Annotated in this window: 23 protein-coding genes; 13 read left to right on the top strand and 10 right to left on the bottom strand. The window is 74.0% G+C overall.

Features of this window, described 5'->3' with window-relative positions; all coding sequences use genetic code 11:
- Positions 1-251: 251 nt before the first annotated feature.
- A complete protein-coding gene (locus EIZ62_RS31860) occupies positions 252-422 on the top strand; it encodes a hypothetical protein (protein WP_167536323.1) in 171 nt (56 codons plus the stop codon).
- Positions 423-584: 162 nt separating this feature from the next.
- Here the strand turns inward: EIZ62_RS31860 and EIZ62_RS03445 are convergent, their stop codons facing one another.
- The 3 genes from EIZ62_RS03445 to EIZ62_RS03435 are packed head-to-tail and all read right to left on the bottom strand — an operon-like array spanning position 585 to position 3,467.
- Entirely contained in the window at positions 585-1,997 is a 1,413-nt protein-coding gene (locus tag EIZ62_RS03445; protein WP_156691239.1) for a lipase maturation factor family protein, read from the bottom strand.
- Positions 1,998-2,019: 22 nt separating this feature from the next.
- A complete protein-coding gene (locus EIZ62_RS03440; protein ID WP_156691238.1) occupies positions 2,020-2,565 on the bottom strand; it encodes a DUF1990 family protein in 546 nt (181 codons plus the stop codon).
- Positions 2,562-3,467, bottom strand: a complete 906-nt coding sequence (locus EIZ62_RS03435) for a YndJ family protein (protein ID WP_156691237.1) — start codon at positions 3,465-3,467, stop codon at positions 2,562-2,564. Before EIZ62_RS03435 ends, EIZ62_RS03440 begins: the two co-directional genes overlap by 4 nt.
- Positions 3,468-3,611: 144 nt before the next feature.
- On the opposite strand from EIZ62_RS03435, the gene EIZ62_RS03430 reads away from it, so the two are divergent.
- The 4 genes from EIZ62_RS03430 to EIZ62_RS03415 all read left to right on the top strand — a co-directional run bounded on the left by EIZ62_RS03430 (position 3,612) and on the right by EIZ62_RS03415 (position 9,605).
- Entirely contained in the window at positions 3,612-4,910 is a 1,299-nt protein-coding gene (locus tag EIZ62_RS03430) for a DUF6777 domain-containing protein (RefSeq protein WP_208827753.1), read from the top strand.
- 132 nt (positions 4,911-5,042) lie between these two features.
- Complete coding sequence (locus EIZ62_RS03425) at positions 5,043-7,115, top strand: SpoIIE family protein phosphatase (protein WP_156691236.1); 2,073 nt, start codon at positions 5,043-5,045, stop codon at positions 7,113-7,115.
- Between the two features lie 181 nt (positions 7,116-7,296).
- Entirely contained in the window at positions 7,297-8,667 is a 1,371-nt protein-coding gene (locus EIZ62_RS03420) for a wax ester/triacylglycerol synthase family O-acyltransferase (RefSeq protein ID WP_156691235.1), read from the top strand.
- 59 nt (positions 8,668-8,726) lie between these two features.
- Positions 8,727-9,605 (top strand): Fpg/Nei family DNA glycosylase, encoded by an 879-nt coding sequence (locus EIZ62_RS03415; protein WP_156691234.1) that lies wholly within the window; start codon positions 8,727-8,729, stop codon positions 9,603-9,605.
- A 286-nt stretch (positions 9,606-9,891) separates the two neighbouring features.
- Here EIZ62_RS03415 and EIZ62_RS03410 read toward each other — a convergent pair whose 3' ends face one another.
- Positions 9,892-10,542, bottom strand: coding sequence for an anti-sigma factor family protein (locus tag EIZ62_RS03410; RefSeq protein WP_156691233.1), 651 nt, complete (start codon positions 10,540-10,542; stop codon positions 9,892-9,894).
- 116 nt (positions 10,543-10,658) lie between these two features.
- Here EIZ62_RS03410 and EIZ62_RS03405 point away from each other — a divergent pair, with 116 nt between their 5' ends.
- The 5 genes from EIZ62_RS03405 (at position 10,659) to EIZ62_RS03385 (ending at position 15,154) form a co-directional block, all read left to right on the top strand.
- Positions 10,659-11,402 carry a LytR/AlgR family response regulator transcription factor gene (locus tag EIZ62_RS03405; protein ID WP_156691232.1) on the top strand — a complete coding sequence of 248 codons (744 nt, stop codon included), beginning with the start codon at positions 10,659-10,661 and terminating at the stop codon, positions 11,400-11,402.
- Positions 11,403-11,499: 97 nt separating this feature from the next.
- Entirely contained in the window at positions 11,500-11,886 is a 387-nt protein-coding gene (locus EIZ62_RS03400; RefSeq protein ID WP_156691231.1) for a hypothetical protein, read from the top strand.
- Positions 11,887-11,905: 19 nt separating this feature from the next.
- Positions 11,906-13,657 carry a sodium/solute symporter gene (locus EIZ62_RS03395; RefSeq protein ID WP_156691230.1) on the top strand — a complete coding sequence of 584 codons (1,752 nt, stop codon included), beginning with the start codon at positions 11,906-11,908 and terminating at the stop codon, positions 13,655-13,657.
- Positions 13,654-14,874 (top strand): histidine kinase, encoded by a 1,221-nt coding sequence (locus EIZ62_RS03390; protein WP_156691229.1) that lies wholly within the window; start codon positions 13,654-13,656, stop codon positions 14,872-14,874. Before EIZ62_RS03395 ends, EIZ62_RS03390 begins: the two co-directional genes overlap by 4 nt.
- A 58-nt stretch (positions 14,875-14,932) precedes the next feature.
- Positions 14,933-15,154 (top strand): DUF6296 family protein, encoded by a 222-nt coding sequence (locus tag EIZ62_RS03385; protein WP_156691228.1) that lies wholly within the window; start codon positions 14,933-14,935, stop codon positions 15,152-15,154.
- A 78-nt stretch (positions 15,155-15,232) separates the two neighbouring features.
- Here EIZ62_RS03385 and EIZ62_RS03380 read toward each other — a convergent pair whose 3' ends face one another.
- Positions 15,233-15,733, bottom strand: a complete 501-nt coding sequence (locus EIZ62_RS03380; protein WP_156691227.1) for a hypothetical protein — start codon at positions 15,731-15,733, stop codon at positions 15,233-15,235.
- A gap of 207 nt (positions 15,734-15,940) precedes the next feature.
- Entirely contained in the window at positions 15,941-16,480 is a 540-nt protein-coding gene (locus EIZ62_RS03375) for a sigma-70 family RNA polymerase sigma factor (RefSeq protein WP_208827751.1), read from the bottom strand.
- Between the two features lie 261 nt (positions 16,481-16,741).
- On the opposite strand from EIZ62_RS03375, the gene EIZ62_RS03370 reads away from it, so the two are divergent.
- Positions 16,742-17,947, top strand: a complete 1,206-nt coding sequence (locus EIZ62_RS03370; RefSeq protein ID WP_244375417.1) for a CapA family protein — start codon at positions 16,742-16,744, stop codon at positions 17,945-17,947.
- 23 nt (positions 17,948-17,970) lie between these two features.
- On the opposite strand, the gene EIZ62_RS03365 is transcribed toward EIZ62_RS03370, so the two are convergent.
- Positions 17,971-19,428 (bottom strand): amino acid permease, encoded by a 1,458-nt coding sequence (locus EIZ62_RS03365; protein ID WP_156691225.1) that lies wholly within the window; start codon positions 19,426-19,428, stop codon positions 17,971-17,973.
- Between the two features lie 196 nt (positions 19,429-19,624).
- On the opposite strand from EIZ62_RS03365, the gene EIZ62_RS03360 reads away from it, so the two are divergent.
- Positions 19,625-20,488 carry a polysaccharide deacetylase family protein gene (locus EIZ62_RS03360; RefSeq protein ID WP_156691224.1) on the top strand — a complete coding sequence of 288 codons (864 nt, stop codon included), beginning with the start codon at positions 19,625-19,627 and terminating at the stop codon, positions 20,486-20,488.
- Positions 20,489-20,626: 138 nt separating this feature from the next.
- Here the strand turns inward: EIZ62_RS03360 and EIZ62_RS03355 are convergent, their stop codons facing one another.
- Positions 20,627-21,289 (bottom strand): class F sortase, encoded by a 663-nt coding sequence (locus EIZ62_RS03355; protein WP_156691223.1) that lies wholly within the window; start codon positions 21,287-21,289, stop codon positions 20,627-20,629.
- Between the two features lie 323 nt (positions 21,290-21,612).
- Between EIZ62_RS03355 and EIZ62_RS03350 the strand changes: the two genes are divergently transcribed.
- Entirely contained in the window at positions 21,613-22,098 is a 486-nt protein-coding gene (locus EIZ62_RS03350) for a hypothetical protein (RefSeq protein WP_156691222.1), read from the top strand.
- 188 nt (positions 22,099-22,286) lie between these two features.
- Here EIZ62_RS03350 and EIZ62_RS03345 read toward each other — a convergent pair whose 3' ends face one another.
- A complete protein-coding gene (locus EIZ62_RS03345) occupies positions 22,287-22,844 on the bottom strand; it encodes a hypothetical protein (protein WP_156691221.1) in 558 nt (185 codons plus the stop codon).
- 226 nt (positions 22,845-23,070) lie between these two features.
- On the bottom strand, positions 23,071-23,844 hold the full coding sequence (locus EIZ62_RS03340; RefSeq protein ID WP_156691220.1) for a bestrophin-like domain: 774 nt from the start codon (positions 23,842-23,844) through the stop codon (positions 23,071-23,073).
- Positions 23,845-23,874 lie beyond the last annotated feature (30 nt).

Here is a 23,874-nt window from a genome sequence, read left to right as displayed (position 1 = left end):
GAGCGCCCGCGCCCGTCCGGAAGCGGGCGCGGTGTCCGAATCCTGACTGTGTGACGCGTTCCATCGAGCGGAAGCGCGCTCATTTGGTTAACCTGAGGCGAACGGCCCGCCGCCAGGGATCCACGAAACCCCCTCAGGCGGGTCTCGGGGACAAGCCTGCCACCAAGGCTGCGTTTCCGCCCGAGTACCGGCGCCACCGCGACCGACGGCAGTCCATGTCCTCACAGGTTCGCGACACGAAGGAGTGCGCGGTGACACCAGAACTCATGAAGCAGGAGCAGCGGCCGAAGGATCGGGGTGACCGGTCCGCCGGACCCGACACCCTCGGCAGCCTCGAAGTGTGGGCCCGCTCGGCCCCGATCCGGCTCGCCGGGTACGAGGAAGACCTCGCCGAGCCGCACATCCTGCCCGGCATCGACTGATCGGCCCGGTCCGGGCCGCCGCCCGGGCGCCGCACCACGCGGGCCGATCCGCACCGTGCGCCCCACGCCCCCCGCCACACCGGCGGGGGGCGTCGTGGTGTCCGCCCTCGTCCGCCCTCGTCCGCCCTCGTCCGCCCCCGTCCGCCCCGAGTCCTCCCGCCGTCACGACAGCCGGGTGGGCGGCAGGAACTCCCGTACGTAGGTCCGGTGCCACCAGGCGCCCGTCTCCCGCCGTTCGCGCCGGGTCGTGAAGCGGTAGCGGTAGAGCCTGGCGCGGATCCGGACGGGCGGGGCGTCCGGGAAGGGGTTGTGGCGCAGCAGCCGCAGTGTGTCGCGGTCCCCTTCGAGCAGCCGCTCCACGAACGGCCCGAACCAGTGGTGGGCGTACGCGGGCGAGAGCGCCGCGAACCACATCATCCAGTCGAGGCGCAGGTGGTACGGGGCGAACTGGCGCGGCAGCCGCCGCACGTCGCCGGGCTTGCCCTCGAACTCGTACTCCCGCCACACCGTGCCCGCGTGGACGGCCGGCTCCTCGGTGCCCTCGATCACGAGCTCGTGCCGGACCCGGCCGACCGTACCGAAGGCTCCGTACGCGTTGACCAGGTGCAGCGGGTCGAAGGAGCGGTTCATGGCCTGGCGGCGGGAGAGCAGGTTGCGCGCCGGGCGCCGGCTGAGGACCACCACCAGCGCGGTGACGGCGATGACCAGGACCCCGTACCAGAGCGGGGGAGGGGGCAGCGCGGGCGCGTCGGCGACGAGGGAGCCGTCCACGGCCGACAGGGCGAGCACGATCGTGATCCAGTTCAGCCAGGAGAAGTTGCCCGACAGCACCAGCCACAGCTGCGTCAGCGCGACGAGTCCCGCCGCCGCGCTCGCCACCGGCTGGGGGGTGAAGAGCAGGACCGGCACGACCAGTTGCGTCACGTGGTTGGCCGCGACCTCCACGCGGTGCAGGGGCTTCGGGAGGTGGTGGAAGAACCAGCTCAGCGGCCCCGGCATCGGCTGGGTCTCGTGGTGGTAGTACAGGCAGGTCAGATCGCGCCAGCAGGCGTCGCCGCGCATCTTGATCAGCCCGGCCCCGAACTCCACCCGGAACAGCAGCCAGCGCAGCAGGAACAGGATCAGCACGGGCGGGGCCGTGTCCTCATTGCCGAGGAAGACGGCGAGGAAGCCCGCCTCCAGGAGCAGCGATTCCCAGCCGAAGCCGTACCAGGTCTGGCCGACGTTGACGATGGACAGGTACAGCGCCCACAGCAGTGCCCACATCAGCATCGCGACCGCGAGCGGCACCGCGTCCCCGGCGCCCGCGACCAGCGCCAGCGACAGGGCGGCCCCCGTCCACGCGCAGAGCGCGAAGAACCGGTCCGAGTAGTGGAGGTGGAAGACGCTGGGCGCCACCCGGGGCGGGACGCGGCGCAGGTACGCGGGCACCGGCAGCATCCCGCGCTCGCCGATCAGCGCGCGGAACTGGAGCGCCGCGCAGAGGAACGCGACCAGGTAGACCCCGGCGAGCCCGCGCTGGAAGACCAGGCGGCTCAGCCAGTAGTCGGGCGAGGTGAACCAGGACCACTCCATCGGTCCCAGTATCGGGCGCCGTTCACGCCGCGGCGATCTTTCGCAGCGTCCGGCCCAGGTGTCGCGCGTACGCCCGCTGGAGTACGGGGACGACCGGCCCGGCGGCCCGGGTGTACCAGCGGCCGGGCCGGCTGAAGGCCGTCACGGTGAACCACACGCTTCCGTCCGGGCGGCGGTCCACCACGAAGGACTCCTCCCCGATCTCCGGGTGGCCGTGCAGCGTTCCGTACGCGAAGCCGATGCGGTCCTCCTCGTACGCCGTCCACACCACCTCGCACGGCACGCCGATCCGGAGCGGTCCGGCGCCGAGCGCGATGTCGACCCGGGTGCCCGGTTCGGCCCGCGCCGACCCGGCCCGCACCCGTACTCCGGAGCTCCGGTGCATCGCCCAGGTGGTCACGGCGGCGCCCGCCGACGCGAGGGCGTGCGGGCCGTGGCCGATCAGCGCCTCGTGGTGCAGGTGGTGGTAGCCGGCGGGGAGCGGGCGGGTACGGGTCGCGCCGACGTCCGGGTAGCTGAAGCCGGAGGTGGCGGCGGGGGTGCTGAGGCTGCGTATCAGACGTGTCATGCCGGGGTCTCCTCGGTCTTCCACTGAGTCTGCCGGGTCTGCGGGGGCTGGTGGGCCTGGTGGTCGGGGTGCGGTCTTCCGCGGGGCGCCTCGGTCTCCTCCAGGCGGCGCCAGGCCAGCACCGAGCAGAGGGCGAAGCCGAGCGCGTTGCCGAGGCCATGGGTGGCGGCCATCCAGGCAAGGCTGGGGTGCGGCAGGCCGGTCGCCTCGCCGAGCGCCCAGCTCAGCGCGAGGAGCATGGTCGCCACCAGGACGGCGGACGACACGGCGAGCAGCAGGCGGGTGGTCCGGTCGTGGCACCTCGCCGTCACGTCGCGCCACGTCAGCAGGGCCACGGCCCACATACCGGCGGTGAGGACCAGTGCCCCGGCCAGTTCGGCCCAGTCGTCCAGGAAGTAGCCCAGGAGGACGAGCAGGGTGCCCAGCGGAACGCTGAGCGCCGCGAAGCGGGCGGCCGGGCGGTCCACGGCGCGGCAGACGAGCCCGGCCACCAGGGCGGCGGCGAAGCCGGCGAAGTGGAAGTGCGGGACGGTCAGCGCCAGGATGTCGGTGCCGAAGCCGAACAGCCGGTGCCCGAGCCGCTCGGCGACCAGGGAGAGCGCGGCCACCGACGGGGCGGTCAGCGCGGTCATGACGGCGATCTCGGCGGGCGCCGCCGACCGGGTCCGGAGCAGGCGGCGCGGGGCGTGCAGCGCGAGGAGGACGGTGCCCAGCGCGTAGCAGGCGGCGAGCGCGCCGGCGGGCGCGCCGCGCGGCAGCCACAGGCAGACGGCGCCCGGCACGGCGAACAGCGGCCACAGTCGGCGTATCGCGGTGAGTCCCGGGTCGTCCATCAGCCGCAGGCCCGCCGGGACGATCACCAGCATGCCGAGCGTCACCACCAGATCGACCAGCACCCACATGGCCACCACCCCCTCGCTTGAACGTGTTCAATTCCTGAGCGTAGAGCTTCTTTTGAACGTGTTCAAGTCCACCTGGGTGGCGGGATCTCCGGTTGCGGCCCGGACAGGTATCCGGCAGACAGGAACCACCTAGAGGAGGCTCGCGTGGGTTCACCGATACGTCGCCGCCGCCGGTACGCCGCGCTCGCCGCGCCGGCCGCCCTGCTGGCCGCCGCCGTGCTGCTGACCGCCGGCTGTGGCGGCGCGGAGGACCGTGACCGGCGCGCCGCGGCCGAGGCGCGGGCCGTGGCGGACGCGCGTGACGTGCGCCTTCACCCGGCCGCCGATCCGGGGGCCGACCCCTTCACCGCCTCGACCGTCCGGCGCGCCCGGAACGTACCCGTACCGCCCCGGCGGGACGGCGCCGAGGCGCAGGGCCCACGGGCCGTGCCCGGCTCCACGCCCGGCCTCTACGGCGGTACGCCCTCGGTGCCCGCCTGCGACGTCGAGCGGCAGGTGCGCCTGCTGACGGAGGACGCCACCAGGGCGGGGGCCTTCGCCCAGGCCGCCGGGATCGGCCCGGCCGGGATCGCGTCCTGGATGCGCGGCCTCACCCCGGTGGTGCTGCGCGCCGACGCCCGGGTCACCGGTCACGGCTACCGTGACGGAGCGGCAACGCCCCACCAGGCCGTCCTCCAGACCGGTACCGCCGTCCTGGTCGACCAGTACGGCGCTCCGCGCGTACGGTGCGCGAGCGGCAGTCCGCTGCGGTCGCCGTCCTTCTCCCGCGCGGCCGGCGCCGCCGCGGGGGCGGACGGGACCGAGCGGGCCGGCCGGGCCCACCGCGCCGACGGGGTCCAGGGGCCCAACGCGGGCAGGGTGAAGCCGTGGGCCGGCTACGACCCCGGGCGCGTCGTGATCATCACGCCCACCCAGCAGGTGGTGCACAGCCTGATCATCGTGAACCTCCTCGACAACACCTGGCTCGAACGCCTCACGGGCACCGGCGTCCAGCGGGACAGGCGCCCCGAGGTGCCGCCCCCGTACGCCCCCGGCGAGCGTGACCTCCTGGCGCCCCCCGCCTCGGAGGAGCCCCAGGAGCCCCAACTGCCCCAGCCGGTGGAGCCTGCCGACTGCCCGACCGCGGTCGGCGGCGTCCGGGCCGTGCCGCCCGGCTGTCCGACACCGCCGCCCTCCCCGCCGCCCCCGGTCCTGCCCGCGCCGGACGCCCCCGGACGCCCCGATGCCCCTGCCGAACCGGCTGAACCCGCCGAGCCCGCCGAGCCCGTCCAGCCCCCCGAGCCGCAGGTGCCGGACGCGCCCACCGGGCCGGACGCACCCGGCGTACCGGACGGTGCCGGGCTTCCCGGCACGGGTGGCGACCCGACCGGAGAGGGGCAGGGGGACGGCGCGCCGGTGGAGCCGGAGGACGTCCTGCTCGGGCCCGAACTCCACGACGCCTGACGCCCCCGGCCCCCGGCCCCCGGCCCCCGGACCGCCGGACCGCCGGACCAGCGTGGCGGCGACCCGGCGGCCCCGGGCGCGAGGTGGATACGAACAGTCGAGAAACCGGACGAATGATGACAGAGTGGCTCCATGGTTGATCGGGCAGCGGAAGCCCTGTCGCTTCCCGCGGACTGGCCCGCCCACCCGGATATGAGCCTGACCCTCAACCGCATGGGCAGCTTCGACTGGGACCTCGACACCGGGCTCATGCACATGGACCAGACCGCCCTCGACGTGTTCCAGGTGGACGCCACCGAGTACGACGGCCGGCCGGAGAGCCTTGCCTCCCGCGTCCCGCCCAGCGAGTCCGTCCGGCTCGACGGGATGGTGGCCCAGGCCCTCAAGAGCGGCAGCACGCACTACGGCGCCTACTTCCGCATCCGCACCCGTGACGGCGGTCTGCGCTGGACGCACACGCAGGGCTTCATCCGGCGGGACGAGACGGGCCGCCCGCGCCGCATCATCGGGATCGTCCGGGACGCCACGCAGGAACTCGCCGAGTCCACGGCCCGGCGGGAGGTGGACGAGGAGCGCCGACGCCAGACCAGCGTCGTCGAGACCACGACGGCGGCGCTGGCCCACGCCCGTACCGTCCAGGACGTCATCGACGTGCTGAAGGACTCGCACGGCCTGGAGCACTTCGGGGCGACCAGCCTCGTGATGGGCCTGCTGGAGGCGGGGCGCATCCACCTGGTGGCCGACGGGCCCGAGGGCTCCTTCGTGCCGGGCACCCGCTACACCCGGGTGGACGAGCAGTACCCGATGAGCGAGGTGGTGCGCACCCTCGCCCCCCGCTTCATCGAGTCGCCCGAGGACTTCGCCACGTCCTATCCCATCCTCTGGCCGAACATCAGCGGCCTCGGGATCACCTCCGCCGCCTATCTGCCGCTGATCGCCCAAGCCCGGCCCATCGGCGCGCTCGGCCTGCTCTACAGCGACAAGAGCGGCTTCTCGCCGGAGGACCGCAACGTGCTGGTCGCGCTGGGCAGCAGCATCGCCCAGAGCCTCCAGCGCGCCATGCTCTTCGAGCAGGAGCACGACCTCGCGGAAGGGCTCCAGCAGGCCATGCTGCCGCGCCGGATCCCCGAGGTCCCCGGCGCGCAGATCGCCGTCCGCTACCGGTCGGCCCGGCTCGGCCGGGACATCGGGGGCGACTGGTACGACGTCATCCCGCTGCCGGGCGGGCGGGTCGGCGCCGTCATCGGGGACGTCCAGGGCCACGACACGCACGCCGCGGCCGTCATGGGCCAGCTGCGCATCGTGCTGCGGGCGTACGCGGCGGAGGGGCACACCCCCGCCACCGTGATGGCGCGGGCCTCCTCCTTCCTGCACGAGCTGGACACCGACCGGTTCGCCACCTGCACCTATCTGGAGGCCGACCTGGCGACGGGGGTGGTGCAGGTGGTGCGGGCGGGCCATGTCGACCCCCTGCTGCGCGACACCGACGGCGACTGCCGCCGGGTGCCGGTGCCGGGCGGGATGCCGCTGGGCCTGTCGGCGGAGTTCGGCCGGCTCGACTACCCCGTCGGCATCCTGGAGCTGGACCCCGGCCAGGCCCTGCTGCTCTACACCGACGGCCTCGTCGAGCAGCCGGGTGCCGACCTCGACGAGGGCATGCGGTGGCTCGCGGCGCTGGTGCGCAACGGCCCGGACGACCTCCAGGAACTCGCCGACCACATGTGCGACGTGGTCGACGAGCGCGGCGGGGACGACGACGTCGCCGTCCTCCTGCTGCGCCGCAGGGGCGGCTCCACGCCCCAGCCCGGCGGACGGTTCCAGCAGCACGTGGCCCAGAGCGACCCCGAGGCGCTCAGCTCCGCGCGCCACATGCTCCGGGCGGCCGTGCGCACCTGGGGCGCGGGGGAGCGGTCCGACGAGATCGAGCTGGCCGCCGACGAACTGATCACCAACGCGCTGCTCCACACCGACGGCGGGGCGATCGTGACCCTGCGGGTGCCGGCGGGCTCCGGGCGGCGGCTCAGGGTCGAGGTCGAGGACCGCTCCAGTGCCCTGCCCCGGCGCCGCGAGGCGGGCCTCTCGGGTGTCTCGGGACGGGGACTGCTGCTCGTCGACCGGCTCGCCGACGGATGGGGCGTCGAGTCGCGCGGCACCGGGAAGTGCGTCTGGTGCGAGTTCACCATCACCGACCGGGCGGAAGCGTGACGCCGACATCGCCGCGCGACCGGAAATGTTCAGGACATCCACTGTTAACTGTAAGTGAAGCGATCGTACTTGACCGTAACCGACCGCAGGCGATTGACTGCGGTACCTGTAGCCTTCCTCGGCCCTCGTCCCACACACGGGTCTCGTCCGACACACGGCCCTCGCACGACATGGGGATCCCTTGAGCAGTGAGCTGCTGGCACCTCTCGACCTGGCCTTCTGGCACCTCGAAACGGCCGACCACCCCATGCACCTGGGCGCCCTCGCCCGGTTCGACCCGGCCCCCGACGCCCCGGGCGGACCCGCCGAGATCCTCGCCCTGCTCGCGGAACGCGCCGCGGCCGTACCCCGGCTGCGGATGCGGGTGCGTGACGTCCTGCTGCCCGTCGGCGGCGCCGCCTGGAGCACCGACAAGGCCTTCGACGTACGCCGGCACGTCCACCACCTCCGGCTGACGGACGGCGCCGACCCCGGCGACTTCACCGCCAGGGCCACCCGGCTCGCCGGCGAGCTGATGGAACGCCCCCTCGAACGCGGGCTGCCTCCCTGGGAGATGTACCTGCTGACCGGGGAGCCCGGCGGGCCCTTCGCCGTCCTCGTCAAACTCCACCACGCGCTCGCCGACGGGATGCGCGCCGTCGCCATCGGCGCCGGGATCTTCGACCAGATCGCCGGCGCCCGGCCGCCCGGCCGCCGCCGCCCGCGCCCCGTGACCCCCCGCTCCTGGCTGCCCGGCCCGCTGAACGTCGCCGGCGCCGCGCGCGGCCGCATCGAGGAACTCGGCCGTGCCCTGGGCGTCGGCGCCTCCGTCGTACGGGCCAGCCGCCTCGACCCGCGCGGCACGCCCGCCCTCACCGCCGGCTCCAGCGGAACGCGCCGGCTGGCCACCGTCGACCTCGACCTGGAGGAGGTACGGCGGGTCCGCAGGGTCACCGGCGGCACCGCCAACGACGTGCTGCTCGCCGTCTTCACCGGTGCCCTGCGCCACTGGATGCTGGAGCGCGGCGAGCCGCTGCCCGCCGCCGACCCGCGCGCCCTCGTCCCGGTCTCCCGGCGCCGCCCGGGCGGCGCCCCCGGACCCGGCCCCGGCAACACCTTCTCGGCCTACCTCCTCGACCTGCCGGTCTCCGACCCCGACCCGCTGGGCCGGCTCGACGCCGTACGGCGCGGAATGGACCGCAACAAGGCCGCCGGGCCCTCCCGCGGGGCCGGGGCCCTCGCCGTACTCGCCGATCAACTGCCGCCCCTCGCCCACCGCTTCGGCGCGCCGCTCGCCGGGGGAGCCGCGCGCATGCTGTTCGACGTCCTGGTCACCAACGTGCCGCTGCCCCGCTCCACCCTGTCCCTCGGCGGCCACCCGCTGCGCGCCCTCCACCCGATGGCCCCGCTCGCCCAGGGCCAGGCCCTCGCCGTCGCGATGTCCCCGTACGACGGACGCGTCCACACCGGGCTCGTCGCCGACGGCAAGGCCGTACCGGACGTGGACCGGCTCGCCGCCGCCATCTCCGACGAACTCACCGACCTCGTCAAGATCACCGACAGGTCCGGCTGACCCCGCCGACGGGCGGGCCCGGGGCGGCACACCGGGCCCGCCTGCGGCAGGCTGGAGACATGCCCGAGCTGCCCGAGGTCGAAGCCCTGCGAGAGTTCCTCGACGAGAACCTGGTGGGCAAGGAGATCGCCCGCGCCCTGCCCGTCGCGGTCAGCGTCCTCAAGACGTACGACCCGCCCGTGTCCGCACTCGACGGCACCACCGTCACCGCCGTCGGACGACGGGGCAAGTTCCTGGACGTCGAGGCGAGCGGCCCCGGCCGGCCCGACGGGCTCCACCTGCTGATCCACCTCGCCCGCGCCGGCTGGCTCCAGTGGCGCGACGTCCTGCCCACCGGGCTGCCGCGCCCCGGCAAGGGGCCGCTCGCCCTGCGCGTCGCGCTCACCGGCGGCGACGGCTTCGACCTCACCGAGGCGGGCACCACCAAACGTCTCGCCGTCCACCTCGTCCACGACCCGGCCGACGTCCCCGGAGTCGCCCGCCTCGGCCCCGACCCGCTCGCCGACGGCTTCGACCGAAACGCCTTCGCCGCCCTGCTGGCCGGGGAGCGGCGCCAGATCAAGGGCGCGCTGCGCGACCAGAGCCTGATCGCGGGCATCGGCAACGCGTACAGCGACGAGATCCTGCACGTGGCCCGGATGTCGCCGTTCAAGCCCGTGCAGAACCTCACCGAGGAGGAGACCACCGCCCTCTACGAGGCGATGCGCACCACGCTGACCGAGGCGGTGGAACGCAGCCACGGGGTCGCCGCCGGGCGCCTCAAGGCCGAGAAGAAGAGCGGGCTGCGCGTCCACGGCCGCACGGGTGAGCCGTGCCCCGTCTGCGGCGACACCATCCGCGAGGTGTCGTACCGCGACTCGTCGCTCCAGTACTGCCCCACCTGCCAGACCGGCGGCAAACCCCTCGCCGACCGGCGCCTGTCGCGCCTGCTGAAGTGACACCCCGGCGCCCGAGCCGCCGACCACCGCGCCGGGCCGCGCCCCGTTCGTCCCGGCCGCCGCGCCGGTCCGGCCCGCCGGCACGCCCCGGTGGGGCCGGCTGCGCCCGCCCGGGTCGCTGCCGCCCCAGCCCGGCCGACTCACGCGACCGCCCCGCGTCCTTCCGCCGAGCCCGGCCCGCCTCCGTCAGCCGCCGCGCCCCCGCGCCGACTACCGGGCCGGGGCCGGCTGAAGTGACGCCCCGGCGCCCGGCCGCGCGCACCCGCCCGCCCGCCGGCGGGACCGCTCAGGGGCGTACCGACACCAGCCGCTCGCCGGACACGGAGCGGACCTCCAGCCGCTCGATCTCACCGAGCCGCAGCGCGATGCCGCCCTCCATCAGCGGTTTGTCGCCGTCGTCCGTCGCCCAGGTCATCACCGGCCACGCCCGTCCGTCCGTCCCCACGACCACGAGTTCGCACACATGGGGACCGCGCACCCCGGCCACCCGCAGCGCCACCTCCGTGCCCCACTCGCGGTCCCTCAGCGCGACCGACGCCGACGCCCCGGTCGCCGAGTCGGTCGCCGCCGCCCGCCGTATCCCCGGGTCCTCGCCGACCCCGTCGGGGGCGCCCAGCAGGACGGCGCCCGGCACGGCGACGGCCAGCGCCGCGGCCACCCCGACGACCCGCGCCCGCCACCGCCGGCCGGCCGGGCGGCGACCACGCGCCCGCCGGCGACCCGCCGGGGCCGCGTGCCCGCGCACCGACCCGAGCGGCCGCAGCGGCTCCCGCTCCGCCAGCTGGGCCAGCGCCGACGCGGTGAAGGCGAAGTCCGCGAGCCCGACCGCACAGGCCGGGCACCGGGCCAGGTGCTCCTCGCAGCGGAGGGCGTCCGCCGGCTCCAGCACGCCCAGCGCATAGGCGGCGACATCGTGATGCCGCTCCCCGAGACTCATGGGCGTGCCTCATTCCCGCGTACGCGTCCGTGTGCCGTGTGCTTCGCCGAAGCCTTCCGCCAACCAGTACGCATCCGAGCTGTTTCTCGCTCAATCGCCGCGCCTACACTCCGCACATGGTGCGCGTACTGGCCGTCGACGACGAGAAGCCCGCTCTCGAGGAGCTCCTGTACCTCCTGCGCTCCGACCCGCGGGTGCGCAGCGCCGAAGGCGCCACCGACGCCACCGAGGCGCTCCGCCGCATCGGACGCGCCCTCGAAGCCGGGCCGGGCGGCGAGGAGGCCATCGACGTCGTCTTCCTCGACATCCACATGGCCGGGCTCACCGGTCTGGACATCGCCCGGCTGATAGCCGGGTTCGCCAGGCCGCCTCGCATCGTCTTCGTCACCGCCCACGAGGGGTTCGCCCTCCAGGCGTTCGACCTCAAGGCCGTCGACTACGTCCTCAAACCGGTCCGCAAGGAGCGCCTGGCGGAGGCGGTACGCCGCGTCCGCGACCTCACCGAACCCGCGGTCGCCCCCACGGCGGCGGCACAGATCCCGGTCGAACTGGGCGGCGTGACCCGGTTCGTGGCCGTCGACGACATCGTGTACGTCGAGGCGCAGGGCGACTACGCCCGGCTGCACACCGACGAGGGCAGCCACCTGGTGCGCGTCCCGCTGTCCACCCTGGAGGAGCGGTGGGCGTCGCGCGGCTTCGTACGGATCCACCGCAGCCACCTCGTCGCGCTGCGCCGCATCGACGAACTCCGCCTCGACGCCGGCACGACCACCGTCCGCGTCGGCAGCGCCGAACTCGCCGTCAGCCGCCGGCACGCGCGCCAGCTGCGCGACCTGCTGATGCGCCGGCCCCGCGGCTGACCGCCGGGCGCCACACCGGGGTCTACCACCGGTAATGGCTTCTGCGTAGACTCCACCGACCGGACCAGCCGCCCCCGCCAGCCCACCACGGACGCCGATGCCCGCAGAGCCCCCCGCCGCGCCCCGCCCCCGCCGCGAGACGGTCACCGGTGTGCCGCGCTCCGCCCGCCGTCCGCCCGGCCACCCGCCCGCCCGCTCCGAGATCAGCGAGCAGACCACCCTGGGCCACACCTACGTGCGCTCCCTGATGCGCAGCCAGCTGCGTGCCGCCCTCTACGCGCTCGCCGCCCTGGCCCTGCTCGTCGGCTCGCTGCCGCTGCTGTTCACCCTCCCGGCCGCCCTGGGGCACGGCACCGCCCAGCCGTACCTGTGGGCCGCCCTCGGGGTCGGGGCGTACCCCGTCATCTGGCTCATAGCCCGCTGGTACGTCCGCCGCGCCGAGCGCAACGAGCGGGACTTCACCGGCCTGGTGGAAGGCCGCTGACGCCGGTGACGGACCGGACGTGAACCAGACCTACGCGGTGGCCGCCGTCACCGCCGTCGTCCTCGCCACCGTGCTCATCGGCGCGCTCGGACTGCGCATCTCCCGCACCACCTCCGACTTCTACGTCGCCTCCCGCACCGTCGGGCCCCGCCTCAACGCCGCCGCCATCAGCGGCGAGTACCTCTCCGCCGCCTCCTTCCTCGGCATCGCGGGACTCGTCCTCCTCCAGGGCCCCGACATGCTCTGGTACCCGGTCGGCTACACCGCCGGGTACCTCGTCCTGCTGCTCCTGGTCGCCGCCCCGCTGCGCCGCTCCGGCGCGTACACGCTCTCCGACTTCGCCGAGGCCCGGCTCGAATCGCCCCGCGCGCGCCGCCTGGCCAGCCTGTTCGTCGCCGGCGTCGGCTGGCTGTACCTGCTGCCGCAGCTCCAGGGCGCCGGCCTGACGCTGGAGATCCTCACCGGGGCGCCCGAGTGGGTGGGCGGGCTGGTCGTGGCCGTCGTCGTCACGGGCGCGGTCGCCGCCGGGGGGATGCGCAGCATCACCTTCGTGCAGGCCTTCCAGTACTGGCTGAAGCTCACCGCCCTGCTGGTCCCCGCGTTGTTCCTGGTCACCGCCTGGTGGGGCGACGACACGCCGCGCGCCCGGTTCGACGCGCCCGCCGTGTTCCGCGAGCACACCACCGTCACGCTCGACGAGACCGTGCGCGTCGACGTCGACGCTCCGCTCACGCTGACCGTCACCGGGCGCGTCGACTCCACCGCTTACGACGACGACCGGGTCACGCTCGACGCGGGCGGTCACCGCGTCGAGGCGGGGACCACGCTCGGCTTCCCGCGGGGGGCGCACGTCCCGGAGCGGGCGGCCGCCGGGGGCGACCCCGTCGGCTGGTCGCAGCCGCTGGCGGGCGGTCGCGACGGCCACCAGCTGTATGCCACGTACGGACTGATCCTCGCCACGTTCCTCGGCACCATGGGGCTGCCGCACGTCGCCGTCCGCTTCTACACCAGCCCCGACGGGCGCACCGCCCGCCGCACCACGCTCGTCGTCCTCGGCCTGGTGGGCGCCTTCTACCTGCTGCCCCCGGTGTACGGGGCGCTCGGCCGGATCTACGCGCCCGAACTCACCCTGACCGGTGCCGCGGACGCCGCCGTGCTGGTGCTGCCCGACCGGGTCGTGGGCGGAACGGCCGGAGAGCTGCTGGGCGCGCTGCTGGCGGGCGGGGCGTTCGCCGCGTTCCTGTCGACGGCGTCCGGACTGACCATGTCGGTCGCGGGCGTCCTCAGCCAGGACGTGCTGCCCTCGCGCGGGGTGCGGCACTTCCGGCTGGCGACGCTGCTCGCGGTGGCGGTGCCGCTGGCCGTCAGCCTGGTCGCCACCCACGTGCCGGTGGCCGACGCCGTGGGGCTGGCGTTCGCCGTGTCGGCGTCCTCGTTCTGCCCCCTGCTGGTGCTCGGCATCTGGTGGCGGCGCCTCACCCCGCCGGGTGCGATGGCCGGCCTCCTGGCGGGCGGCGGCGCCGCGCTCACCGCCGTGATGGCGACCCGCGCCGGGCTCGCCCCCGACGGGTGGCCGCACACCCTGATGGCGTGGCCCGCCGTCTGGTCCGTGCCGCTCGGGTTCCTCACCATGGTCGCCGTCTCGCTCGCCACGCCGCGCCGCGTACCGGCCGGCACCCCGGCGATCCTGGCCCGGCTCCACCTGCCCGAGGACCTGGCCGGCAAGCCGCGCCGCCAGGCGCCGGAACAGCGCGGAGGAGCCACCCGATGAGCGGAACGCTGCTCGCCGCACTCGCCACCGCCGGGACGGTGCTCCTCGCCGCCGGGTTCGCGCTCGGGCGGCTCACCGCCCGCCGCGCCGGACGGGACGTCCTGGACCTCGGCACCCCCCTGGAACGCGCCACCTTCCACACCCTGCACACCGCGTCGCTCGCCGCCCCGCCCCTGCGCGCCGGGCTCACCGAGGACACGGCCCGCAAGGCCGCCCGCCGGCTGCGCCCCCTGCTCGGCACGGAGGCGCTGTGCCTCACCGACCGGACGGCCGTGCTCGCGTGGGACGGCCCCGGCGGCGACCACCACCGGGACCAGGTGATGGAGCGGGTCGCCGAGGTGCTCGGCTCCTGGCGGGGCCAGAGCGTGCGCGCCGCCTGCGACCAGCCGGACTGCCCCCTGCGCTGGGCGGTGATCGCCCCGCTGACCGGCGAGGAGGGCGTGCTGGGCGCGCTGGTGGCCTACGGCTCGCGCGAGTCGGCGGTCCTGGCGCGGGCCGCGACCGAGGTGGCCCGCTGGGTGTCCGTGCAGCTGGAACTGGCCGAGCTGGACCGGTCCCGCACCCGCCTGATCGAGGCCGAGATCCGTGCCCTGCGCGCCCAGATCTCCCCGCACTTCATCTTCAACTCGCTCGCCGCCATCGCGTCGTTCGTCCGTACCGACCCACAGCGCGCCCGTGAGCTGCTGCTGGAGTTCGCCGACTTCACCCGCTACTCGTTCCGCCGGCACGGCGAGTTCACCCAGCTCGCCGACGAGCTGCGCTCCATCGAGCAGTACCTGGCGCTGGCCGGGGCGCGGTTCGGCGACCGGCTCCAGGTCACGCTCCAGGTGGCGCCCGAGGTGCTGCCGGTGACGCTGCCGTTCCTGTGCCTCCAGCCGCTGGTGGAGAACGCCGTGAAACACGGCCTGGAGGACTCCCGCACCACCTGCCGGGTGACGATCGCGGCGCAGGACGCGGGCGCCGAGGCCGTCGTCACCGTCGAGGACGACGGCGTCGGCATGGACCCGGCCGAGCTGCGGGCCGTCCTCGCCGGGGAGCGCCCCCGGTCCTCCGGCGTCGGCCTGCCGAACGTCGACGAACGGTTGCGCCAGGTGTACGGGGACGACTACGGCCTGGTCGCGGAGACGGGCGTCGGCGCCGGGATGAAGGTCACCGTGCGTATCCCGAAGTATCACGCGGGTGTGCACCGGGACCCGCCGGCGCCCGTAGAGGAATGAAAAGTTCCGGTTTGGGGACGCGGATGCGTGGCGGCTGAACGCGTTCCGGGAGGCAGACATGGGCAGTCATGAGCACTACGAGCTGGACTTCGGCCGGGAGGACGTCGTACGGGTGCACCGCACCGACCGCAAGGGCGCCGGCGGGCATCCGGTCTACGCGGACGACACGGGCATCGTCCTGGCGGAGATCAGCGACCGGGGCGAGGTGCGCATGGTCGCCAGCGGCGGCCACCAGGACCTGCCCCTCACGGTCCACGCCCGCCCGGTGCAGCCCCACTGACGCGGCGCGCGGCCGGCGTGGGCGTGCCGTGTCGGGGGACCGGCCGGGCGGGGCGTGCCGTGTCCGGGGGTCGGGCGCTCAGTACAGGCGCAGCGCCAGGTGTCCGAGCGGCAGGCCCAGGCGCCAGGACGGGAGCCACACCGCCTCCGACTCGTCGACGGTGAGCCCGGCGGCCGGGGCGGCCGTCAGGGCGCCCAGGTCGGTGGCGAGCAGGTGGGTGCCCTCCAGCCGCTGCCAGGTCTCGCGGGCGAGGGCGAGCCCCTCGTCGTCACCGTCGTGCTCCTGGCGCACGGCCAGCCTCTCGCGCACCCAGTCCTCCCAGGGGTGGCCGTGCGACGTCCGGGTCAGCCACTCGTCCAGCCGGTCGTCGGCGCCCGTGCCGGGGGCGCCGTCGGTGCCGTCACCCAGGTAGACGGTGAGCGCGAGCGTCCGGCGGCCCGCCTGGTACTCCAGCGAGCCGGGTTCGACCAGGCCGCCGGCTCTCAGCAGTTCATCGGCGATGTACTCGGCACACAGCCATGCCATCGGGACGGCCAGACCTCCGCCCCCGCCGGTGCCGTTCGTGCTCTCGGGCCGCAACGTTCCCACCTTCTCCCGGACGTTCTGCGCGTGCGTGTGGTCCTCGACGACGAGCCTCTACCGTCAGGCACGGCCCAGGACCGCTGTTTGCTCAACTCGGCGGTGTGGTTTCGCCAACATTCCCGCCGGAGCCGTGACGCACGGGCTGCGGCGTGCCGGGAGGGGACGGTGTGACGGGCGGGATGGCGGCCGGGGCGGCGGCCGGGTTCAGGCCGGGAGGGAATCGGAGAGCGAGCGGCTGTAGCCCGGCAGGCACCGTCCGAGTGCCCGCAGCGCGTAGTACGAGCGCGACTTGACCGTCCCGGCCGGTATACCCAGATCGGCGGCCGCCTCCTTCACGGACAGCCCGTCGAAGTAGATCCGCTCCAGCACCGCGCGGTGCTCGGGGCTCAGCTCCCGTACCGCCGCCCGTACGTCCAGCGCGGCGACGGCGGACTCGGTGACGTCCGACGGGTCGGGCGTGCCGTCGAGCACGCCGTCCCCGATCTCGGCGGGGCGGGCCATCCGGGACCGGCGGGCGTCGATGGCGAGGCGCCGGCCGACGGTGAAGAGCCACGGGCGCATCGACGCGTAGGGGGCCTCGAAGGCCTCGGGGTGCTGCCAGGCGCGCACCAGCGTCTCCTGGAGCAGGTCCTCGGCGCGCTGCCTGTCGCCGTACGTCAGGCCGAGCAGGAAGCTCATCAGGGCGGGTCCGTGGTCACGCTGGAGCTCCTCCAGGGCCCGCTCGTCGGTGGTCGCCGTCGCCATCGTCACACCCTTCCGCGCCGCACTCCGCCCCTCGACGCGTATCCGAACGCATCCGCGGCCCGAGCGACAGGCGCCGCACCGTCGTGTGCGACGAGCGGTCACACCGAGCGGCGAATGGTGCGGTGAACGGTCACCCGGAGAGAGGTGTCCCCCTATCACTGCGTTTGTATGATTTTGCGTATTTAAGGATTGACTGATCCTCATTTCCCGTAGGGATCGAGGGGAGCGCCCCCACCCCCCGAAGCCCCACGGAGCCGGCTGATGACCACCCCACGCATGCGACGACGGACCACGGTGACGGTGGCCGCCGTCCTCCTCTCCGCGGCGGCAGGCTGTGCCGGTGCGCCACCCGAGTCGCACACCGCGCCGGTACCGGCGGGCCGCGCGGGCCACGCCGCCCCCTCCTCGGCGGGCAGTGCCGCCACGGCGCCCGCACGCGGCTTCACGCTCGTGGCCAGCGGCGACGTCCTGCCGCACGCCTCGATCATCCGGCAGGCCCAGGCGGACGCCGGCGGCGACGGCTACGACTTCCGCCCCATGCTCGCCGGGGTCGCACCCGTCGTGAGCAAGGCCGACCTGGCCATCTGCCACATGGAGACGGTCTACGGAAAGGCGGGCGGCCCCTACACCGGCTACCCGTCCTTCAAGTCACCGCCCGAGGTCGCCACCGCCCTCGCGGCCACCGGCTACGACTCCTGCTCCACCGCCTCCAACCACACCCTGGACGACGGTGTCGCCGGGCTCGGCCGCACCCTGGACGCCCTGGACAAGGTGGGCGTCCGTCACGCCGGTTCGGCCCGCAACGCCGCCGAGGCCGCCCGGCCCACGCTGCTCAAGGCCGGCGGCGCCACGGTCGCCCACCTGGCGTACACCTACGGCACCAACGGCATCCCCGTCCCGCAGGACAGGACCTGGTCGGTCAACCTGATCGACCAGGACAAGATCCTCGCCGACGCGCGCGCGGCCCGGAAGGCCGGCGCCGACGTCGTCGTGGTCAGCCTCCACTGGGGCACCGAGTGGCAGACCGCCCCCGACGACAAGCAGCTGAGCCTCGGGCGGAGCCTCACCGCGTCGGCCACCGGCGGACGCCCGGACGTCGACCTCATCATCGGCACGCACGCCCACGTGCCGCAGGCGTACGAGAAGGTCAACGGCACCTGGGTCGTCTACGGGATGGGCGACCAGATCGCCGGCGACATGATCAACTACAACGGCGCCTTCGACCCGCGCGGCAACCAGGGCACCATCGGCCGCTTCACCTTCGCCCCGCCCACCACGCCCGGCGGCCGCTGGGACGTGGCGAAGGCGGAGTTCCTCCCGCAGTGGTTCAACACGGGGACGGGCCGGGTGGTCAACCTCAACGCGGCGATCAAGGGCGGTGAGAACCACACCGGGGTGCGCGACACGATCCAACGGGTCGTCCTCAGCCGTGGCGCGGCCGAGGACGGGCTGGTCATGGGGGAGTAGGGGAGGAACGGGAGGAGCGGGCGCTACGGCGCGGGCGGGCCGGCCGGCCCGTCCGCCTTCGCCGTGCCGTCGGTCCCGGCCTTCGCCAGGTTCGACTGGCGGTACGAGTAGGCGAAGTAGACCACCAGCCCGATCGCGAACCACACGGCGAACCGGGCCCACGTCCGCGCCTGGAGGAACGTGATCAGCCAGAGGGAGAAGACCACGCCGATCGCCGGCACGAACGGCATCCCCGGCGTGCGGAACGTGCGGGGCAGCTCCGGCCGCTTGTAGCGCAGCACGATCACGGCCACGCACACGACGACGAACGCCAGCAGGATCCCGATGTTGGTCAGCTCGGCCGCCTCGCCGATCGGCAGGAAGCCCGCGATGAGCGCCGACGCGACGCCGACGATCCAGGTCACACGGGTCGGCACGTGCCGCGTCGGGTGCGTCTTGGCGAACCAGCGCGGCAGCAGCCCGTCCCGGGACATGGAGAACCACACACGCGTGACACCCAGCATGAACGTGAACATGACCGTGAGGATGCCGATGATGGCGCCCACCGCGATGACGTCCGCCAGGGCGTCCAGGCCCACCGACTTGAAGGCGGTCGAGAAGCCGCTCTCCGGGTCGATCTCCGTGTAGTTCTGCATGCCCGTCAGCACCAGGCAGGCCAGCACGTAGAGCACCATCGAGATGGCGAGGGAGTACAGGATCGCCTTGGGCATGTGCCGCTGCGCGTCCTTGGACTCCTCGGCCGCCGTCGACATGGCGTCGTACCCGAACACCGCGAAGAACACCGTCGCCGCACCGGTGAAGGCGCCGCCGACCCCATACGGGAAGAACGGCGTGTAGTTGTCGGTCGTGATGTGGAAGAAGCCGACCACGATCACCAGCAGGACCACCAGCACCTTCAGCACCACCACGACCGTCTCGAAACGGGCCGCGTTCTTGATGCCGAGCGTGAGCAGGTAGGCGATCAGCAGGCACAGCACCGCCGCGAACAGGTCGACCTTGTGGCCCTCGCCCGTCCCCGGCGCGCCCAGCATCCAGGCGGGCAGCTCCGCACCGACCTCCCCGAGCAGGAAGTTGAAGTAGCCGGAGATGCCGATCGCGACGACCGCGACGATCGCGGTGTACTCCAGCAGCAGGTCCCAGCCGATCAGCCAGCCCACGAGTTCGCCGAGCACCGCGTAGCCGTAGGTGTACGCCGAACCCGCTTTCGGGATCAGGCCCGCGAACTCGGCGTAGCTGAGCGCGGCGGCCGCGCTGGCGACGCCCGCGATCAGGAACGAGACGAGCACCGCGGGGCCCGCCGTGCCGTTGGCGACCGTCCCGGCGAGGGTGAAGATGCCGGCGCCGATGATGCCACCGACCCCGATGGCGGTGAGCTGCCACAGCCCCAGGGTCCGGGTGAGCCTCTCCTCCTCGCCGCCCTCGTCGATCAGTGCGATGGGTTTGCGGCGCAGAATTCCCTGCCCCGCACGGATTCCGGCCATGGGCGTCACCTCTTTGCAGACGGCATCGGCTGACGGCGGATCATGATGGCCCACCCGGGTGCCGCGGGGAAGACGACACACACCGCCCGGGGCGGCGGTACGCGACCGGGTCGCCCGCTGGTCCCATCGGGTGCAATCGGCCGCCCGGCCGGTGTGGGTCGGGGGCCCGGGGCATCCGCCATGCGAGTTATCAGTCATGAAATCAGATCAATTGCCCACCTCGCGGCGGATGGTGCTGCGCATCGCCGCCGCCCTGGGGGCCACCACCACCTTCGGGCTCTTCGCCCTGGAACGGACGGGCTCCCCCGCCCGCCCCGCCCCTCCCGCACCCCCCGGTGCCGCCGGCCCCCCGGCCGGCCCCCGGCTCGGCGCCCCGGCGGGCCCCCGGCTGGCACCCTCCTCGTACCGCCTCCAGCCCATGACCGCGTACGCCCCGCCCCGGTACCGGCGCGCCCTGCCCCCGGTGCGCCAGCGGCCCTTCCTGCGGGTCTCCGGAGCCGGCCGGTCCATGGTCCTCTCCTTCGACGACGGACCCGACCCCCAGTACACGCCCGCCATCCTCCGCACCCTGCGCGAGCACGACGTGCGCGCCATGTTCTTCGTCTGCGGCGAGATGGCGGCCGTGAACCAGGACCTCCTGCGGGAGATGGCCGACGACGGGCACGTGGTGGGCAACCACTCCTGGTCCCACCCGCTGATCCCGAAGCTCCGCCCCTCCCGCATCCGCGACGAACTCGGCAGCACCAGCGACCTGATCGAACGGACCCTCGGCACCCCGCCCCTGTGGTACCGGGCGCCCTACGGCGCCTGGAACCGGCACTCCTTCGAGATCGGGGCCGAACTGGGCATGGAACCGCTCGCCTGGACCGTGGACACGCTGGACTGGAAGGAACCCGGCACGGGCCCGATCGTCCGCCGCGTCCTGGACGGCGCCGGGCCGGGCGTCGTCGTCCTCTCCCACGACGCGGGCGGCGACCGCTCCCAGAGCGTGGCCGCGCTCCGCACCTACCTGCCCGAACTCCTCGCCGCCGGCTACCACCTCACCGTGCCCCGCCGGTGAGGCGCGGCACGAACCCCGCCGGGCGGGCCGGCCCGCGACCACCGAGCGACCGGCCCGCCCAGTGCCCGCCCGGTGCCTTCTGAGGGCCCGCTCAGGACCCGCTCAGGACCTTCTCAGGACCCGCCCCTCAGCGCCCGCTCAGCGCGTGGCGACCAGCCGCGCGAAGGCGACCACGTTGCCGTCGTAGCCGTGGGCCTTGGAGTAGCCCCCACCGCAGGTGATCACCCGTAGCTCCGGCTGCCCGGTGTCCCCGTACACCCGCACCCCGGGGAAGTCCTCCTTGGAGAACACCTCGACGCCGTACACCTCGAAGACGGCCACGCGCCCGTCGTAGCGCGTCACCTCCACGTGCCCGCCCCGCTTGAGCGACCCCAGGCCGTAGAAGACCGCGGGGCCCGCCTCGTTGTCCACGTGGCCGACGATCACCGACGTACCGCGCTGCCCCGGTGAGATGCCGTTCTGGTACCAGCCCGCCATGTTCGGGTCCTGGGCCGGCGGCGCCTCGATCCAGCCCGCCTGGTCCAGCCCCACGTCCATGACCGGGGCGTCCACGTCGATCGACTCGATACGGATCCGGGAGGCGGGGGCGTACGCGAGCGCCCGCAGCCCGGCGGGCGGCACCGGGGCCACACCGGTCCGGCGGCTCTCGGAGACGGCGGCGGGGGCCGGCTGGGGCGGGCCGGGCTCGCTGTCGACGCCGTTCCGCACCATCGCCAGACCGGAGAGCATCACCAGAGCCAGCGCCCCCCACGGTGAGCGTCTCCTCAACTCGAAGCCACTGTGGTACAGGCCCCTGCCCATGGTTCTCCCTTCGCGGCGTAGTAGGCACGCTAAGTGCGCCGTGCCGCACCGGCGATCAGGGAAGGGGCGAACGGGTGGCGCGCGCCACGGGGGATGACCCATCCGAGTCATCGTCGCCCGCGAGCCGCCGAACGTCCCCTGACGGTCCGTGACCTGCGGCTCCGTCAGGTACGCGGGCGCGGCGCACGGCGTGTCGGCTCACCGGAAGGGACGAATTCCGAAATGCGGTAATCGGACCGGCTTGTGAAGGTTCGTCGTGGGAGGCGTACTCGTCGATCCGCCCGGAGCGCCGCTTCGGGGCGTCTTCCACTGGAGGTTCAACGATGCGTGCTTCACGCGCTCTCGCGGTGGCCGCCACCGCCGGCGCGGCCATCGGGCTCTGCGCCCCCCTGGCCGCCGCCAACAACGGTCCGACCAACGTCACGGTCTCCCCGAGCCGGGTGCACCAGGGCGGTCAGCTCGCCGTCAGCGCCATGGGGTGCGGCCACGGCGGCACGGTCACGTCCAACGCCTTCCCCAAGACGGCCCTCACCGTCAACTCCTCGGGCCACTCGGCCGCCACGCCCCGGATCTACGACCACGCCACACCGGGGCAGTACAACCTGGCCGTCAAGTGCAGCGACAACTCGATGGTCGTCACCCGGACCTTCACGGTCGTCCGCGGCCAGGGCTCCCAGGGCGGTCTCGGCGGCTCGATGGCGCCGAGCTCCACCGAGATGGCCATCGGCGGCGCCCTGGTCGCCACGGCGGCCGTCGGCGGCGGGCTGTTCATCAGCCGCCGTCGCCGTCTGAGCGGCGGAAAGGTCTGACCGGCCGAACCTCCCGGTCGGCCGAATACGCCCGTCGCCCCGAGTCCTGGTCGGTCAGGACTCGGGGCGACGGGCGTGTCCGCCGGACGACGGCCGGATGGGCGGCGGCTGACGGGCAGGTGGGTGCGGCTCGCAGGTGGTGCGGCGTGCCCGCCGGCCGGGGCGCGGCGGGCACGGCCGGGGCACGGTCAGTGGCGGCGGTTGTCGGCGCGGCGGCGCAGGACGAAGATGAGCCCGGTGGCGGCCGCCACGACCAGGCCGGTTCCGGCAGCCAGCTCGCCGGCGTTCAGGCCGCCGATGCTGCCGCCCACGCCGCCCCGCACACCCTGGCTGGGTGCCGTGCTGGCCACCGTCCGTGTGGCCGTCACCGTGGGCGCGGCGGTGGAGCTGGTGGTCGGGGTGCTGGTGGCGGGCGCGATGGTGAGGTCGACCGTGCCCGGCGCGCCGCCCGCGCAGGTGAACGACACCGTGTAGACCGCGCCCCGGCGGGCGTCCCAGTCGACGGTGGCCGTCGCCGAGCGGCCTGCGGGGATGGTGACCGTGTCGAAGACCCCCGAAGAGGCCATGGCGGTGCCGGAGCAGCCGGGAGCCGTGAGCACGACCCTGCCCCCCGGCTGGACGGTCGAGGGGCTGATGGCGAAGTCACCGGGGGCGTACTTGCCGGAAGCCACCGCCGGGGCGGGGGCGGTCAGGGCGAGAGCGGCCGCTCCGAGGAGAGCGGCGGAGGCGGCACCTATCGCGCGCATCGTCAATCCTCCGGGTCCCGAGGGGCAGCTGCGGAACGGATTTCCACAAAGCGTCTGATATGCACCTCGATGCCGGAAACGCTAGGAGCGCCTTACCACAACCGCGATCGCAGTCGAGCGAATGGGGCACCGAGGTCACCCGTACGGCGGACGCGAAAAGTGCCCGTACTCGGCGCAGGTCGCCACCGATCCGCCCGGCCCGTCCCGCCCCGGGGCGGCGTCGCGGTCAGCCTCCCAGGTTCTCCAGGTGCGGGAAGGCGTTGAGGAAGGGGTCCGTGGTCGCGGAGATCCCCCGGCCGAATGGCGCGTCCAGGGCCCAGATCAGGAACAGCAGGAAGGCGATCAGGGCGCTGAAGAGGCCGGCCAGCAGCAGCTCGCGGAACGTGCGCCGGATCTGGAGCGTGAAGATCAGGCCCACGGTGATCAGGGCGCCGGTGATCAGGCCGAACCACACCACGCCGGGCATGGTGGCCCCCGCGTTCTCGGCACGGGCGCTGCGCGCGTCGTCCGCCACCGCCACTTGGTCCACCATCGGCTGGTAGGCCTCGCCCTCGTGGGCGTCGGCCGGCCGGTAGTCCGAGACGCTGCGGCGCACCCGCTCCAGCAGCTCGGTGCCCTTGGCGGTCAGCTCGCCGCGTTCGGCCATCGCCTGCCACTCGTCGTCGACGACGTGCGACACGTACGCGTTGACGTCGGCGCGGATGCGGGCGCGGACGTCCGCGGGCCAGACCTCAGCCCGCGCGGACACCTCGTGCAGGGCCTGGGCCTCCTGGCGGACGCTCTCCTGGGCGGCGCTGCGCCCCTCCCAGACGCCGGCGATCGCCAGGCCCAGCACGATCGCGTACACGACGCCGATCATCATCGTCATGTACTCGAGGACGTCCGGTGTTTCGGACGGGTCGTCGTCGTCGCCGATCCGGCGGTTGTTGATGACGACGATGGTCAGGACGACCGCGCAGGCGGCGGCCATCGCGATGGACAGGACAAGCCATTCCGACAAGGTGTTCTCCGGGGCGGTCGGTAGGAAGGG

This window comes from Streptomyces ficellus (assembly GCF_009739905.1).
In the GTDB taxonomy this organism is placed as follows: domain Bacteria; phylum Actinomycetota; class Actinomycetes; order Streptomycetales; family Streptomycetaceae; genus Streptomyces; species Streptomyces ficellus_A.
Note: the sequence above shows the minus strand (reverse complement) of the source record. Positions and strands in the feature narration are given on the sequence as shown.